This window comes from Mesorhizobium sp. NPDC059054, assembly GCF_042739215.1.
GTDB lineage: Bacteria > Pseudomonadota > Alphaproteobacteria > Rhizobiales > Rhizobiaceae > Mesorhizobium.
On sequence record NZ_JBHYHV010000004.1, the window covers coordinates 714709 to 729354 of the forward strand.

Genomic DNA, 14646 nt, shown 5'->3' on the forward strand with positions numbered 1-14646 from the left:
TGGTTTGCCACAAATGTGGCGATCATGCCGAGACTTTCAAGATAACAGGCTCATGGCCGGTTGCCTCGATGAATCTGATCAGGTCGCGGGAAGCGATCGACGTGGTCGCTTCATTGGTCAAGGGATGGGCGTTGATGACCGCATTTTCCATCAACGGCGCGTCCAGCACGATCTTGACCCGGTTGTCGCTATCATTGATCAGCCCGAAAACGGTCACGGCACCCGGAACGACGCCGAGCAGTTCCAACAATTTCTCAGGCTTGCCAAATGAAACCCGGCTGGTGGCGCCGATCAGATGATGAATTTGTTTGAGATCGACTTCCGCTTCTTCATCCACGGTCACCAGGAAGAAATTGTCCTTCTTGTCCTTGAGGAACAGGTTCTTCGTGTGCCCGCCGTCGATTTCGCCGCGCAGCGCCTGCGAGTCGGCGACGGTGAAGAGCGGCGCATGTCGACGCGTCGAAATCTCGATGCCCAGTCCAGCCAGGAAAGCGAAAAGCTCGTCTTCTGTCTTGGCCATGAAGCTCCATCCTGTTGCCGCGCTTGCGTCCGACGTGACCTCTCATGGGCCACATGAATGCGTGTCCTCTTGACCCATAGAGCAGAGAGAGCCTGCAAGCCAAGGCGTTTTGGTCACTTTTGCCAACGATGAAAAAAGCGCATTTTTCCCTGTTGCATTCGGCGCGGTCTTCGGCCATATAGGCCCGGCTTGCGGCCCAAGGCCGTGTGAGCGGGTGTAGCTCAGGGGTAGAGCACAACCTTGCCAAGGTTGGGGTCGAGCGTTCGAATCGCTTCACCCGCTCCAGTTTTCCTCAGGAAAACCAAGCACGTGAAAAAGGCGCCCTAGGGCGCCTTTTTGCTTCCCCGACCTCCTTTTCCCCTACAGGGAAGCACGGGAGGGTCTGTTGCAGCGCAACATGCCGTAGTTCCTGCCCCATCAACTCTCCAGCAAGGCCAAACCCTTTGACCTCGCCGGAGACAAATTCATCATGGGCAGGCGAGATACCTGGCGTGTCTCTCAACGGAACCTCTTCTTGGTGCAAACAACACGAGGCCGTAACGTTGGCGTAATTCCGCCCGTGCAAACAACCCGCAGAACTCTCAGCCCCAATCACTATGAAACTCCTGCTCATCGAAGACGATCCGGAAATGGCCGACGCTCTCAGGGCAGCACTCTCGCAACACGGCATCGTCCTCGACATTGTCGCCGATCTGGCGACGGCTCGCGAGGCGATCGCCTTGGCGGACTACGACATTCTGCTGATGGATCGGCAGCTGCCGGACGGGGACGGCAGCGCCCTTCTCGCCGATATGCGGGCATCAGGCAAACCCACGCGCTCGATCATCGTCTCGGCCTTGGGGTCGACCGCCGACCGGATTTTGGGGCTCAACCTGGGTGCGGACGACTATCTGCCCAAGCCGTTCGAAATCGATGAATTGCTTGCTAGAATGAGCGCAGTTCTCAGGCGTTCTCCAATATCCGGCGCGCCGACGCTCGTGGCGGGGAATGTCGCCTATGACCGGACCTCGCGCGACGTCCATGTAGCCGGTGTCAGGCTCGTTCTGGCTAGGCGCGAGCTTCTGATCCTCGAAACGCTTTTGCGCAATCGCGGGCACACCGTCCTGCGGTCCTTGCTCGAAGACAATGTTTATTCGTTCGACGACGAGATCCAGTCGAATTCCCTGGAAGCCAACGTGTCGCGACTACGCCGCAAGCTTGGGGAGGCGGGGGCCAACATCGTCATCAAGAACATTCGCGGCATTGGCTATTTCCTTCGTGAACCGGAATAAAATGAAGAGCACGTCCCTTCGCTGGCGTTTCACGCTCGGCTTTATCACCCTTCAGCTATGTGCCGTCGTCGCCTCCCTGGCGCTCGTCTTGTACATCGCATCCAGCATCAAGACCGACGGTGCGATCACATCGATCTGGCTGTCTCAGGAAGTCGCCGATTCCGTTCATCTTGGCGCGGATGGGAAACCAGGCCTTTCTCCGACGCCCAGCCTAACAAAAATGATGAGGGAATCACCGAGCCTGTGGTTCGTCGTGACTCTGCCCAACGGCGATATTCTGTCACACGGCGACATGCCCACAGACATGGCCGCAAGCGCGGAGGTGCTACGTACCTTCCGCAGCACCGAACTGCATGGCTACGTCAACGATCCGGCAAGCGTGGCGCGACTTGAACGCCTGGACACCGAAGCCGGTGAGGCCACCATTTTTGCAGGCGGGGTCTCCATGTCTCAGTATGGAGTGACGGTTATGCTCGGAAACATCGCAATCGGTGTGCCTGCGCTTATCCTCGCCGCGATCACCCTGATTGGTGTTCCTTTGGTCACCCGGTGGGCGCTTCGTTCCTTCAACGATCTCACCGCGCGGCTCGACAAGATCGATTTCAACGCCCGTGGTGGTATCGTGGAGGAGCGGGGGTTGCCCGGCGAGGTGCTGCGTGTCGTCGACGGCATCAACATGGCGCTGCAGCGTCTCGACAGCGGATTCGAAAAGACGGAACGCTTCTTCGTCAACGCGGCGCACGAGCTGCGCACGCCGATCGCGATCCTTCAGGTGCGCATCGATACGATTCCGCCGGGCGCGGAAAAATCCTCTCTGCAGAGTGGTATCAAGCGGCTGACGGCGATTGCCAATCAATTGCTCGACATCGAGGCATATCGGCAGAAACCGTCCCGTAAAATCCAGGTGGATCTGAATGGTACGGCGTCCAAAGTGGTAGCCGATCTCGCGCCTTTCGCCATCGCAGATGGTTACGAGATCTCGTTCGACAGCAAAGCGGATCAGGCTTTCGTCATTGGCGATCCCGAAGCTCTGGAGCGCGCCTTCGCCAATCTGGTGCGCAATGCCGTCCAGTATGGCGGAAAGGCGGGTGAAATCTGCGTGGAGGTCGAGGACGATGGAAGCGTTCTGGTGTCGGATCAGGGCTCTGGCATTCCCGGCGACAAACACGCACGCATCTTCGAACCATTTTACCGGGTGAGCCCGCATGGCGCCGGTGCCGGCCTCGGTCTGAGCATGGTGGACGAAATCGTGACCCGTCATGGAGGTTACGTCGAACTCGTATCGTCGCCAGGCGCAGGCAGCACTTTCGCCGTTCGATGGCGCGAGGGGCGCGTATCCCTCACAGCACAAAACGCTTCACCGTCCTGAGGGGTACAGCCGGAGCGCGAAATTCACTTTCAAAACGAAAGGGCCAGACGAGTTCCAGCACGTCTGGCCCTTATGCTCTGCGGCGCTGCGTCAGCGACAGCGCCCGTACCGGTCACGATAATAGCAGCGATCGCTGCGATCCCATCGGTCGCGCCGGTTCCGCTCGTTGCGTTCGCTGATATTGCCGACCACCGCGCCACCCACACCGCCGGCAGCCGCACCCACTGCCGCACCTTCCCATGACCCACTCGCCAGCCCGCCGATGATTGCGCCGCTCGCCGCGCCGATGCCGGCCCCTTTTTCGGTCTGGCTGCACGCAGTCAGCGTGAGGCAAACCAGCACACCTGCGATTGCTTTCTTCATTGTCGTGTCCTTCGTCCATTGACCTTCCGGCATGCGTTCACCCGTCGGAACGCTGGTCCGTCAGAAGGCCTATGGCCGGCCACAGTTACGCAGAGATTACGGCAAGCTGTGCGGTCACGCAGGCAGATTCCGCAAAGATCAGCCATAAGTGCATGACTGCCGGGACCTGTAATGTTCCGGTAATTCAACCCGTCTACGGCCGGTGAAAGCAGTTTTGGGGCGCCACCTACTATTGAAACGATGATCGACTTCACGGAATGACCAGAATCAAAACCCGTATCAACTGGTCGCCCTTTAGGCGGCCTGGATGGCCGGAAGTGGCGGTCGCGCTGATCACCTATGTGCTGTTTCTGGGGATAGTCTCTGTCGTGATACTGAGGATGCCCGACGAGCAGGCCGTCCTACGTGGCAACTTCGGCATGGCCGGCAACGGTATCGCAGGCGTTGCCGCTCTTGCCGCTGCGTGCTCCCTGCGCATCCGCGATCTTGGCGTCTTCGGCTTCCGCGCTATTCCATGGCGATGGCGGTTGGGTGGGGCCGCTATCGGGATAGCCGCTTATGGTGTCAGTCACGTCATGGAGAGCGTCTATTTCCTGTTCGTCACCGAAGCGAACACCCAGGCCGACTTCCAGGCTGGCGCCACGGGCGGAGCTTGGTCCCTGCTCATCTTGCTGTTTACCGGTGCTGTTCTTACACCACTCGGCGAGGAAGCAGTGTTTCGCGGCGTCATTGCCAATTCATTGAATCGCTATGGAGTGTGGGTTGGTGTCGTCGGCAGCGCCCTGATTTTTGCCGCTATGCACGGACCGAGCGTCATTTTTCTCAACGCGCTCCTGGTCGGCATCCTGGCTGCTATCCTGTTCCGCAAGACGGCGTCGATCTGGCCCGGTCTTGTTGTGCACGTAGTATTCAATGGATTGTGGCTCGTTACCTACGCGCTGGCCTGACGGTCTGGCCCATGATGCGCCGCGGGACGCGCGATATGGGTCAGTTAGCAGGCCCGCGTAGCAGCAACGCTCGCGCCGTCAGCGAAAAAATCGCCCTCAGGGGCGCTTTTTTTGCTCTTCCGACCACCTTTGCCTGAGAGATGTGCGAAAAAGCTTGTCGCACCGTACCCCTGCCAATCGACGGCGTTCAGGATAACTGCATAGATATCCCCCATGTGGACGCTGATCGCCACCTACTGGCCTCATATGCTCGCGGTCGTCTCGACGGTGATCGCGGCGGTGGCGGCAGCGCATGCGGCGATGACCAAGGATGAGGTACGGGCGGCGATCGGCTGGGTTGGCGTCATTATTCTGTCGCCTTTCGTCGGCGCAGCACTTTATGCCATTGCCGGGATAAACCGTATCAGGAGTGTCTCACTCGCAGCGGAGCGGGCCGTGGCCGGGCGCGCGGTGCTGGAGCATCCCCGCTTCGATGCAACCGACAGCTCCATCGATGCCCGGTTCGGCCCGCGGTTCGTTGCCCTCAAGACCGCCGGCGACAGGATAACGCACCACGTTCTGACGACCGCGAATGCCGTCACCATGATCGAGACTGGTGACGAGGCCTATGCTGCGATGATCGCGGCAATCGGCGACGCGCAACGCAGTGTCATCCTGGAAACCTATATCTTCGATCGCGATCCGATCGGGCTGCGCATCGCGAACGCCTTGATAGAAGCCGCACGACGCGGTGTTGCCGTGCGGGTGTTGATCGACGCCGTCGGTGCCCGCTACTCGGTTCCCAGCATCGTCGGTTATCTGCAAAAAGGCGGTGTCCCGACCGACGTGTTCAACGGCAGCATCATCATGGGGCTTCGCCTGCCTTATGCCAACCTGAGAACGCACCGGAAGATCCTGGTTGCGGATGGCGCCGTGGCCTTCATGGGTGGAATGAACATAAGGCAGGGTTTCACTGCCGAATTCGCTGGCGCTGCCATGGCGCACGACACGCATTTCCGCATCGATGGCCCCGTGGTCGCCGACATCTTCTCGGTTGCCGCGGAGGACTGGTATTTCGCCAGCGGCGAGCGGCTCCAGGGCGAGGCCTGGCATATCGCATTTGACGCAGCCGGAGAGCCCGGCTCGCCGATGCTGATGCGCGCGCTTCCTTCGGGGCCCGACGCCAGCCTGGAAGCCAATCACAAGATGCTGATGGCTGCCTTTTCGGTCGCTCGCCATTCCATCCGCATCATGTCACCCTATTTCCTCCCTGATCGCGAATTGATCAGCGCACTGACCACTGCCGCGCGGCGAGGGGTCGATATCGATATCGTGGTGCCGTCGGCCAACAATCTTGTTCTCGTCGATCGGGCGATGACCGCCCAATTCGACCAGGTTCTTAGAAGCTACTGCAAGATCTGGCGCGCTCAAGGCTCTTTCGATCATTCGAAACTGCTAGTCGTCGATTCCACCTGGGCCTTCGTCGGCTCCTCCAATCTCGATCCGCGGTCCCTTCGACTGAATTTCGAGATCGACCTCGAAGTTCTGGATCCCGGCTTTGCCGGAAAGATCGAAGCGCGTATCGAGACCGCGATCGACTCGGCGGTGGAAGTGACCCTGCCGGAGTTGCGCAAACGTCCATTCCTTGTACGCTTGATCGACCGTGTCCTTTGGCTTGGATCGCCCTATCTTTGACAAGGTGCCCTGCAGGTGTTTTCGTCAGTTGCAGGGATATTCGCCCCTACCCAGTTAGAGGAGGTGACTCTGGCCTGGACTGACGAGCACGGAAACGAGAAGCATCATGCATAGGCTGGGTGGCGGTCTTCCCGCAAACATCCTGGAGCGCATTCGAATGCGTCGGGATCACGCGGAGCCGGTGACGGGGAGCATCGAACAACCGGGTGTGCTCGTAGCCTCGTACAATGTCCATAAATGCGTAGGCACCGACGGAAGGTTCGACCCGGAACGTACCGGACGCGTCATCCGCGAGATCGATGCCGATGTCATCGCCCTCCAGGAGGCAGACAAGCGTTTCGGCGACCGGAACGGCTTGCTGGACCTCGCTCGCCTGGAGCGCGAAGCCGGGCTCACGGCTGTACCGGTTTCGGGACAGGCGAAGGCGCATGGCTGGCACGGGAATGTCGTGCTTTTCAGGCGCGGCAGCGTCCGCGACGTGCATCAGATCAAGCTTCCGGGACTGGAGCCGCGTGGGGCGGTGATCGCGGAGATCGAATTGGAAGCGGGCGGCGCGATCCGGATCGTTGCAGCGCATTTCGGCCTTCTTCGCCACTCGCGGACCCGGCAGGTCCGCGCGATCCTGGATATCATGAATGACCGCGAAGAGACGCCGACATTGCTCATGGGTGATCTCAATGAGTGGCGTCTCAACGGCCGCTCCGCCCTCACCATCTTCGAAACCGCCTTCGGGGAATTGCCTCCTGCGGTTCCCAGTTTCCCGTCGCGACTTCCACTGTTGGCTCTCGACCGCTTGATTTCAAATCGCAAGGAAATCCTGTCGCCCATCATCGCCCACGACACACCTTTGGCACGTCTGGCCTCTGACCATCTGCCGATCAAGGCTTGGGTCAGCCTGGCGCCCGCCGGAGATAGGCTCAAGGCAGCTTAGCGATCAGCAGTTGCGAGCCTTCAAGCTTTTGATCGCCATCTGATATATCAGGATGATATATCATGGACGACCGGCCGATCCGCAAGCATGGCAATGAGGTCTGATCGCCTGCTCCCGGCGTGAGGGCTTTGGGAAAGCGGCTATCGGCGAATCTCAGGCGGCCAGCTGCTGTCAAAGAGGCTCCGGGCGAAACGACATATTTGACCTGCCAACGAAAATGCGATGCTTCCGCTGCTACAGCCCCATGACGGTTGGCAGCCAGAGTACCGTCTGCGGCACAAAGGTGATGACGAGCAGGACCGCCAGCACGATGCCCACGATCGGCAAGCTGGCCCAGATGACATCCCGCATTGGCACCTTCGAAATGGACTGGGTGATCAGGAGATTCAGGCCCAGCGGCGGGTGGATCAGGCCGATCATCAGATTCAGGACGATCACCAGCCCGAAATGCGTCGGATCGACGCCGAAGCTCTTTGCAGCGGGCAGGAAGATCGGCACGAGGATGATGGTCGCAGGCGTGGAATCGAGGAACATCCCGGCGACCAGGAAGACCACATTGACCAGAAGCATGAACTCGACCGGCGAAAGGTTCGCTTGATGCAGGATGGTCTGGATGTCGCGCGGAATGCCGTGAACCACGACCAGGTAGGCGATGAAGGATGATACCGCCACCACCAGCATGATGTTTGCTGTCTGAAGGCCGGCATCCGTCAACATGGCCGGGAACATCCTCCAGCGGAATTCATGGTGGATGATCCAGCCGATGAAGATCGCATAGAGCACCAGCACCGCGCCCAGTTCCGTGACGGTGAAGAGGCCGCCCTTGGCGCCGACCACCAGCAGCAGCGGCATGGAGAGCGCCCAAGCGCTGCCGCGAAATTGGCGGCCGATCACGCCCCAGGAAGGTCGGCCACGAGCCGGAAGCTCATGCCTGCGAGCATAATTCGTCACATACACGATCAGCGCCACCGCAATCAGCACGCCGGGAATATAGGCGCCGACAAAGAGGCGCGTGATCGAGACCTGTGCGATGACGCCATAGATGACGAGGGGAATGCTGGGCGGAATGATGGGCCCGATGACGGCGGCTCCGGCCGTCAGGGCAGCCGCGAATGCGCCGGAATAACCTTCCTTGCGCATTTCGGGAATGAGCAGTGCACCGCTGGCGGAAGCATCGGCCACCGAGGAGCCCGAAATGCCGGCGAGGAAAACATTGGTCCCGACATTGACGACACCGGAACTGCCACGGACCCGGCCGAGCAAGGATGTGAACAGATCCACCACGCGCGTGGTGATGCCGCCGCTGTTCATGACCGATGCAGCGAGGATGAAGAACGGCACTGCGAGCAGCGGGAATGAATCGATGCCATTGACCATCTTCTGCGCCAGGATGAAACCGGGCATGCCCCAGATCATGACGACCAGAAGCGCGGAAAGGCCAAGTGCGATTGCGACCGGAATCGCCAGCAGAGCGAGGGCGAGAAAGGTGGCCGATAGGACGAGCAGCATCGTCATGAGGCAGACTCCTCACTGGGCACGCCTTTGCGGGTTTCCGGTGCAGATCCGCAAGCGACAGCCGTTCGCACAAGGCGCTCGAGGATGAAAAGCAGGCCGAGGAAGCAGAAGGCCAGCAAGGCACCGTAGAACCAGTCGAAGCTGATGCCCGTTGCAGGCGCGATCTTCTGACCGACGATGATCATCAACTGGCGCGCGTAAATGGCAAGGACAACCAGGAACACGGCCGTGGCGATGTCGACCACGACGTTGAGACGGCCCATGCTGCGCTTCCCCAGCCGGTCGTGAAGAAGGTCGATGACGATCAGCTCGCGGCGGCTGATCAGGACTGCCGACCCGGTAAAAGTCAGCCAGATGAAGAGGATCCGGGAAATTTCCGCCAGCCCCGGAGTTGGTGCCCCGAGGAAGTAGCGGCTGAACACCTGCACGCAGACAAGCAGGACGATCGCAAACAGCGCGGCCCCCACCACCAAGTCCAGCAGGCGGCGCAAGAGGTTGCCGAAGCGTTCAAACAACTGGATCATCCGTTTGCCTCTGGAAATCGGCCTGCCGCCGCGTTGGTCGGCAGGCCCGCCTTTCACTTAACGGCCCGAATTTTTTCAATATAGGGCTGCAGCGCGGCGTCGTATTTCGCACCGGCAACCTTGGTCATGAATTCCTGGAGATCGGGTTTGTGCACGACCACGCCCTGGCCAACAAGATCCTCCAGCACCTTGGCTTGCGATTCATCGGTATACTGACGGTACCAATCTGCGCTGGCATCCGCGCTCTTGGCGAAAGCATCCTGCGCACGCTTGTCCAAGCCCTGGTACCACGGCTCGCCGCACATGAACCCCATCGTCTCGGCCATGTGGTTGGTCATCAGCAGATGCTTGGCCACCTCATAGAAACGCTGGTCCTTGATGGCGACCAGCGGCTGTTCGACGCCGTCGACGACACCCTGCTGGATGGCGGTATAGACCTCCTCGAACGGTATCGTCGCAGGATTCGTGCCGAGCGCCTGGATCGATTCGATATAGGCCGGAATACCGGGAGCGCGGATCTTTCGACCTTGTATGTCGGCCAGGCTTTCGGCCGGCTTGGTCAATAGAAACTGGCGGAAGCCGTGGAAGGCAGGCCCGAGCACCCGAAAGCCGGCATCCTTGGCAATCGTATCGAGGATTTCCTTGCCGACCGGCCCGCGCCAGATGCGAAAGAAATGGTCCTCGTCGTGATAGAGATAGGCGACGCCTTCGACATTCGCGGCGGGATGGAACGAGCCGAGATCGCCCACGCTTTCATACATGCATTCGAGCACGCCACCCTTGATCTGCTCGACCATCTCGTCGACCGTTCCGAGCTGCGAGGACGGGAAGAGCTGGATGGAAACGTCGCCCCCAAGCTCGGCCTCCATTTTCTCCTTGAACACTTCCATGGCCTTGGTGTCGGGGCTGTCAGGCGAGCCGGCCCCTCCTATACGGATCGTGACGCCCGCTTGCGCCGACGCGGTTGTAAGCGCCGCCGCAAACACAGCCGCAAGGATCGATCTCAACATGTCAGGTTCCCCTTTCTTATGGTTCTTTGGATTCCGATCCCGGCCGGTGCTCGCGTCGAGACAGGTTTCTTTTTGCCGTCAGGTCAGCTCCGTGATCACCTCGTCCAATGTGTCGACGATGATGTCGATCTCTTCTTCGCTGACGACGTAGGGCGGAGTGATCTGGATGTGATCGCCCCCCTTGCCGAAATTGGCTCCCGGAACGCCGCCACCGACGATGACGCCACGCTCGCGCATGAGCGCGACAAGGCGCGAGGTGAATGCTTTTTCGACAGGGAACGGTTGTCTCGTCGAGCGGTCGGCAACGAATTCGACACCGGCGTACAGCCCCTTGCCCCGCACGTCTCCGACACAGCTATGCCGCTGCTGCAGCTCCTGCAGCCGGCTCGAAAGATATTTGCCGATCTCGCCCGGCCGAGCGAACAGCCCCTCACGGGTCATGATGTCGAAGACCTGCTGTCCAATGAAGCACGAAGCCGGATGCCCACTGTAGGTGAAGCCGTGAACGAAGCGCTTGCGATTGCTGCGGAAGAAATCCGTGATCCGCTCGTTGACCAGGACTGCGCCAAGCGGCGCATAGCCGCTGCCGATGGCCTTCCCGCAGGTGATCATGTCGGGGGTCACGTCCCAATCGCTTATGGCGAAGGGCTTGCCGGTGCGGCCATAGCCCGCGAGTACCTCGTCGGCAATGAAGAGCACGCCATAGCGATCACAGATTTCGCGCACGCGCTTGTAGTAGTCTTTGTGCGGCACCAGCCCGGCTGCCGTCGTGCCGACAATCGTTTCGGCGAAGAATGCGGCGACCGTCTCCGGCCCTTCCAGATTGATCGCCTTTTCCAGCTCGTCGGCGCAATCGAGGGTGCAGCCACCATTGTCCCGGCAATAGGCGCAGCGATACTCATAGGGCGGCGCGATGTGGATCACCGGAAGTAGATAAGGCGTGTAAGGAGTGCGCCAGCTGGTGCGGCCAGATAGCGACAGCGTTGCAATGGTGACCCCATGATAGCTCTGCCAGCGCGAGATGATCTTGTGGCGCTGCGCGTCGCCGCGATCGAGGTGATACTGGCGCGCCAGCTTCAGCGCCGTCTCGTTGGCTTCGGAACCCCCGGAGACGAAATAGACGGAGTCGATGCCCTGGGGGGCGACCGAGAGGATGGAGGTGGCGAGTTTTTCCTGCCACGGATGCGAGAAGGTGGCTGTATAGGCGAATGTCACGGTGTCGCCGGCCTTCGCCAGCGCATCGTAGATCTCGGTCCGGCCATGACCGATGCCGACCACTCCGGCGCTGCCCATGCCGTCCAGATAAGCCTTGCCGGTATCGTCATAGACATAGACGCCGCTGCCGCGCGCCATCATGGGAAGCTCGGAGGCGTAATCCCTCGAAAAGACCGACGACATTGACAATTCCAAGCCTCCCAATGGCAAAAGCATCTTGGAATGCACCCGTCGTGTCAATATCGATTATTGATAAATGATATTTTTACCTGATGAGCTTGATCTGCGGACGATTGCCGCTACCGTGCCGATTGATGGCTACGGGCTGTTGCCCCTGGCGCGGGACCATGGAATTTCATCGATGATCAAGCGCGAAGGCGCAATATCTGGCAATACCCATGCCAGCCTCGAGCGGGAAATCGGGGAGGCATTGCGCTCGGCTGTCGTCGAGGGAGAGTTCGCGCCTGGTACGCGCCTTATAGAACTCGACCTTGCAGCGCGCTTCAATGTCAGCCAGGGCACCATTCGCGCCGCATTGAAGGACCTCCAGGCTCAGGGATTGATCGAATATCGCCCGAGGCGAGGCAATTTCGTCATCACCGTGGAGAAGGCCGACATCTACGAGATCTCGATGCTGCGCGATTCATTGGAGGCACTCGGTGCACGGCTCGCCGCCAAGAGGATCAATGACGACGGCCGCAAGGCGCTGCAAAAGCTGCTCCAGGCCATGCAGGCCGCTGCGGATGCCGGAAATCGCAAGAAGCTCGTGGAACTCGATTTCGAATTCCATCGCACCGTCATCGATATCTCGGGGCATCGTCGGCTGATGGACATCTACAACAAGCTGGAAGGACAGACGCGCATGTTCCTCCAGCTGACCGACCAGTTCTACCACGATCCGCGCGAGATACCCGGCCTGCACGAACCTCTGATCGCGGCGATCGTCAGCGGAGACGCGGACACGGCATTCCAATTGGCCATACGCCATGCAGACGCCGACGCAGAGGAGTTGGTGGCGAGCATGTCGCAGGCGGATCGATAGGTCTGCGGACCTGTCGGAACAGCGGATCGCTCATCTGGTCTCCAGTGTCAGCCCCGAGATATCGATCTCCGGAGAGCGCCGACCGATGATATCGGCCACGATGCGCCCACAACCGCAGGCCTGCGTCCAGCCGTTCGAGCCCTGACCCGCATTGAGGAAGAGATTGGCGATCGGTGTGCTGCCAAGAAAAGGCGGACCGTCGGGTGTCATCGGGCGCAGGCCGGACCAGAAGGTCGCCGCTTCATAGTCGGCGGCGAACGGAAACAGTGTCTCGCTGATCTCCCGGATGACCTGCGCCATGCCGGCCGGCACGCCCCTGTCGTAGCCGCCCAGTTCGGCCATACCTGCCACGCGCAGCCGGTTGCCGAGCCGGCTTGCCATGATCTTGGTGTGTTCGTCCATGATCGCACAGCCAGGCGCCATCTCGTCCCGGACGATTGGCGCGGTCAGGGAATAGCCTTTCAGGGGGTACACCGGCAGACTGACCCCGATCGGCGAAAGCAGCAACGGCGCCTCCGCGCCCAGCGCCACGACATAGGCATCGGCAGTGAAACTGCCGGACGAAGTGTCGACGCTCTCGACCTTGCCGCCGAAGACGCTGATATTGCGGATGGTCGTGCCGTAGCGGAACAGCACGCCGCGTCCAGCCAATCGCCCAGCCAGCGTGCTGGTGAAGCGGTGGCAGTCGCCGACCTCATCGTCAGGAAGATAAAGTCCGCCGGCAAAAGGCTTTCTCGCGTGCAGGAGGCATGGCTCGATCCGTGCGGCCTCCCGGGCGTCGACGAGGCGGTGGTCGATGCCCAGTTCACTCAGCACAGCACTCGACCGCGTTCCACCCTCTAGTTCCTGCTGGGTGACGAAAGTCTGCAGCACGCCGCCTGTCCGCTCGTCGTAGGAGATGCCGGTGTCCTGTCGAAGTTTGACAAGCCGGGCTTTGCTGTAATGGGCGATGCGCTGCATGCGTTGCTTGTTGACCGCGAAGCGCTGTGGCGAACAGTTCAGCACGAATTGCAGCAGCCAGCGCCACTGCCGGCTGCTGAACCGTGGGCGGAAAACCAACGGTCCACTGCTCGTCAGCATCCATTTCAGCACTTTGAATGGCATGCCCGGCGCCGCCCAAGGCCCCGCGAAGCTTGGACAGACACCGCCGGCGTTGCCGAAACTCGCCTCAAGCGCCGGGCCAGGCTGCCGGTCGATGACCTCGACGTCGTGCCCGTCCTCGCTGAGGAAGTGCGCGAGCGTGACCCCAACCACACCGGCACCAAGCACGACTATCTTCATGAGCCCGCCGCCTGAAAATCGGTGACAATCGGATATCGCTCAGGCGGCCAGCGCCGCGCGGTCGATCGAAAAGCCGTATTTCCTGTCGAGCCCGAGCGCCTCGATGACGCGAACGCCCTTGACCAGCGCCTCCCCTTGCAGGGACGTCAGCGGCTTGCGCAGGGCACCGACCGGCATGCCCAGCGCCTTCATCAGCGATTTCACCGCCACCGGATTGATTGCCGAATAGGTGTAGTGCAACAGCGGCAGAAGGTTCAGATACGCTTCCTTGAAGTCGCCGGCCTCGACATGGCTGTTCCACGGCCTGGAGATCACGGCCAGTTCCGCCGGCGCGATATTGCCGGTCATGTTGGCCGTGCCGTGCCCGCCAAGGCTCATCGTGGGTACAACCAGGCCGAGATTGGGGCTGTCGCAACACATCACCGAAACGTCCGGCCGACCGGCGAGCACCTGCGCCACCTGGCCGACGCGAGCAGTCGATTCTTTGTGAATGACATAGTTCGGATGCTTGAAGATGCGCAGCAACTGCTCCCAATGCAGGTCGGTCTTCACGCGCGGCGGATTGTTGTAGACTCCCAGCGGCAGGTCGGTTGCGTCCGCGACTTCGAGGAAGAAGCTTTCGATGTCAGATTCCGGCGCGCAGATATAGGACGGCGCGGCAAGGATCGCGCCGTCGGCCCCATTGTCCCTCGCGAAGCGCACATTGGCGATGGTTGTGTCGGTGTTGTTGCCGGTGCAGCCGTAGAAGATCGCCATATCGGCAGTCTTCATCTTCGAGCACTCGACAATGATGGCTCGCTTCTCCTCCGGCGAAAGCATCGATGTTTCGCCGGTCGAACCCATGATCAGCACAGCGGCCGTGCCATGCCTGCGCTGGAAGTCGAGCAATGAACGGAAGGCGCCGAAATCGACAGCGCCATTCTCGTTGAAGGGCGTGACCAGGGCGACGAACGAGCCGGAAATCTTGAGCTTCGGCATGCGAGA

Annotated in this window: 14 protein-coding genes and 1 tRNA gene; 7 read left to right on the forward strand and 8 right to left on the reverse strand. The window is 60.5% G+C overall.

Annotation, left to right across the window (positions count from 1 at the left end; translation table 11 throughout):
- Positions 1–22 precede the first annotated feature (22 nt).
- Positions 23–520: a prolyl-tRNA synthetase associated domain-containing protein gene (locus tag ACFWXH_RS20770; RefSeq protein ID WP_054310452.1), complete on the reverse strand. Its 498-nt coding sequence runs from the start codon at positions 518–520 to the stop codon at positions 23–25.
- A gap of 210 nt (positions 521–730) precedes the next feature.
- On the opposite strand from ACFWXH_RS20770, the gene ACFWXH_RS20775 reads away from it, so the two are divergent.
- From ACFWXH_RS20775 to ACFWXH_RS20785, 3 genes are all read left to right on the forward strand, one after another.
- Positions 731–805, forward strand: a tRNA-Gly gene (locus ACFWXH_RS20775).
- Positions 806–1116: 311 nt separating this feature from the next.
- The gene (locus tag ACFWXH_RS20780) at positions 1117–1791 is read left to right on the forward strand and encodes a response regulator transcription factor (RefSeq protein ID WP_379123247.1); all 675 of its coding nucleotides are present in this window, start codon (positions 1117–1119) and stop codon (positions 1789–1791) included.
- Positions 1763–3160, forward strand: a complete 1398-nt coding sequence (locus ACFWXH_RS20785; RefSeq protein ID WP_379123248.1) for a sensor histidine kinase — start codon at positions 1763–1765, stop codon at positions 3158–3160. Before ACFWXH_RS20780 ends, ACFWXH_RS20785 begins: the two co-directional genes overlap by 29 nt.
- A gap of 90 nt (positions 3161–3250) precedes the next feature.
- Here ACFWXH_RS20785 and ACFWXH_RS20790 read toward each other — a convergent pair whose 3' ends face one another.
- Positions 3251–3523, reverse strand: a complete 273-nt coding sequence (locus tag ACFWXH_RS20790; protein WP_379123249.1) for a YMGG-like glycine zipper-containing protein — start codon at positions 3521–3523, stop codon at positions 3251–3253.
- A gap of 317 nt (positions 3524–3840) precedes the next feature.
- On the opposite strand from ACFWXH_RS20790, the gene ACFWXH_RS20795 reads away from it, so the two are divergent.
- The 3 genes from ACFWXH_RS20795 (at position 3841) to ACFWXH_RS20805 (ending at position 7075) form a co-directional block, all read left to right on the forward strand.
- Positions 3841–4470, forward strand: a complete 630-nt coding sequence (locus ACFWXH_RS20795) for a CPBP family intramembrane glutamic endopeptidase (protein ID WP_379123250.1) — start codon at positions 3841–3843, stop codon at positions 4468–4470.
- Positions 4471–4683: 213 nt separating this feature from the next.
- Positions 4684–6144 (forward strand): phosphatidylserine/phosphatidylglycerophosphate/cardiolipin synthase family protein, encoded by a 1461-nt coding sequence (locus ACFWXH_RS20800; protein WP_379123251.1) that lies wholly within the window; start codon positions 4684–4686, stop codon positions 6142–6144.
- 106 nt (positions 6145–6250) lie between these two features.
- Positions 6251–7075: an endonuclease/exonuclease/phosphatase family protein gene (locus ACFWXH_RS20805; RefSeq protein WP_379123252.1), complete on the forward strand. Its 825-nt coding sequence runs from the start codon at positions 6251–6253 to the stop codon at positions 7073–7075.
- Positions 7076–7309: 234 nt separating this feature from the next.
- Here ACFWXH_RS20805 and ACFWXH_RS20810 read toward each other — a convergent pair whose 3' ends face one another.
- The 4 genes from ACFWXH_RS20810 to ACFWXH_RS20825 form a co-directional block, all read right to left on the reverse strand.
- Entirely contained in the window at positions 7310–8590 is a 1281-nt protein-coding gene (locus tag ACFWXH_RS20810; protein ID WP_379123253.1) for a TRAP transporter large permease, read from the reverse strand.
- Positions 8587–9114 (reverse strand): TRAP transporter small permease, encoded by a 528-nt coding sequence (locus ACFWXH_RS20815; protein WP_379123254.1) that lies wholly within the window; start codon positions 9112–9114, stop codon positions 8587–8589. Before ACFWXH_RS20815 ends, ACFWXH_RS20810 begins: the two co-directional genes overlap by 4 nt.
- A 53-nt stretch (positions 9115–9167) precedes the next feature.
- Complete coding sequence (locus tag ACFWXH_RS20820) at positions 9168–10124, reverse strand: TRAP transporter substrate-binding protein (protein ID WP_379123255.1); 957 nt, start codon at positions 10122–10124, stop codon at positions 9168–9170.
- Positions 10125–10202: 78 nt separating this feature from the next.
- Positions 10203–11522 carry an aspartate aminotransferase family protein gene (locus tag ACFWXH_RS20825; protein ID WP_379123256.1) on the reverse strand — a complete coding sequence of 440 codons (1320 nt, stop codon included), beginning with the start codon at positions 11520–11522 and terminating at the stop codon, positions 10203–10205.
- A 178-nt stretch (positions 11523–11700) separates the two neighbouring features.
- Between ACFWXH_RS20825 and ACFWXH_RS20830 the strand changes: the two genes are divergently transcribed.
- Positions 11701–12381 (forward strand): GntR family transcriptional regulator, encoded by a 681-nt coding sequence (locus ACFWXH_RS20830; RefSeq protein WP_379123257.1) that lies wholly within the window; start codon positions 11701–11703, stop codon positions 12379–12381.
- Between the two features lie 30 nt (positions 12382–12411).
- On the opposite strand, the gene ACFWXH_RS20835 is transcribed toward ACFWXH_RS20830, so the two are convergent.
- Positions 12412–13662: a D-amino acid dehydrogenase gene (locus ACFWXH_RS20835; protein WP_379123258.1), complete on the reverse strand. Its 1251-nt coding sequence runs from the start codon at positions 13660–13662 to the stop codon at positions 12412–12414.
- Positions 13663–13701: 39 nt separating this feature from the next.
- Complete coding sequence (locus ACFWXH_RS20840; RefSeq protein WP_379123259.1) at positions 13702–14640, reverse strand: 4-hydroxy-tetrahydrodipicolinate synthase family protein; 939 nt, start codon at positions 14638–14640, stop codon at positions 13702–13704.
- Positions 14641–14646: the final 6 nt, after the last annotated feature.

Bases quoted from the DNA above. Each gene is read 5' to 3' on its own strand.
- ACFWXH_RS20770 (WP_054310452.1), bottom strand. From the start codon at position 520: ATGGCCAAGACAGAAGACGAGCTTTTCGCTTTCCTGGCTGGACTGGGC.
- ACFWXH_RS20780 (WP_379123247.1), top strand. From the start codon at position 1,117: ATGAAACTCCTGCTCATCGAAGACGATCCGGAAATGGCCGACGCTCTC.
- ACFWXH_RS20790 (WP_379123249.1), bottom strand. From the start codon at position 3,523: ATGAAGAAAGCAATCGCAGGTGTGCTGGTTTGCCTCACGCTGACTGCG.
- ACFWXH_RS20800 (WP_379123251.1), top strand. From the start codon at position 4,684: ATGTGGACGCTGATCGCCACCTACTGGCCTCATATGCTCGCGGTCGTC.
- ACFWXH_RS20805 (WP_379123252.1), top strand. From the start codon at position 6,251: ATGCATAGGCTGGGTGGCGGTCTTCCCGCAAACATCCTGGAGCGCATT.
- ACFWXH_RS20810 (WP_379123253.1), bottom strand. From the start codon at position 8,590: ATGACGATGCTGCTCGTCCTATCGGCCACCTTTCTCGCCCTCGCTCTG.
- ACFWXH_RS20815 (WP_379123254.1), bottom strand. From the start codon at position 9,114: ATGATCCAGTTGTTTGAACGCTTCGGCAACCTCTTGCGCCGCCTGCTG.
- ACFWXH_RS20820 (WP_379123255.1), bottom strand. From the start codon at position 10,124: ATGTTGAGATCGATCCTTGCGGCTGTGTTTGCGGCGGCGCTTACAACC.
- ACFWXH_RS20825 (WP_379123256.1), bottom strand. From the start codon at position 11,522: ATGTCGTCGGTCTTTTCGAGGGATTACGCCTCCGAGCTTCCCATGATG.
- ACFWXH_RS20830 (WP_379123257.1), top strand. From the start codon at position 11,701: ATGATCAAGCGCGAAGGCGCAATATCTGGCAATACCCATGCCAGCCTC.
- ACFWXH_RS20835 (WP_379123258.1), bottom strand. From the start codon at position 13,662: ATGAAGATAGTCGTGCTTGGTGCCGGTGTGGTTGGGGTCACGCTCGCG.
- ACFWXH_RS20840 (WP_379123259.1), bottom strand. From the start codon at position 14,640: ATGCCGAAGCTCAAGATTTCCGGCTCGTTCGTCGCCCTGGTCACGCCC.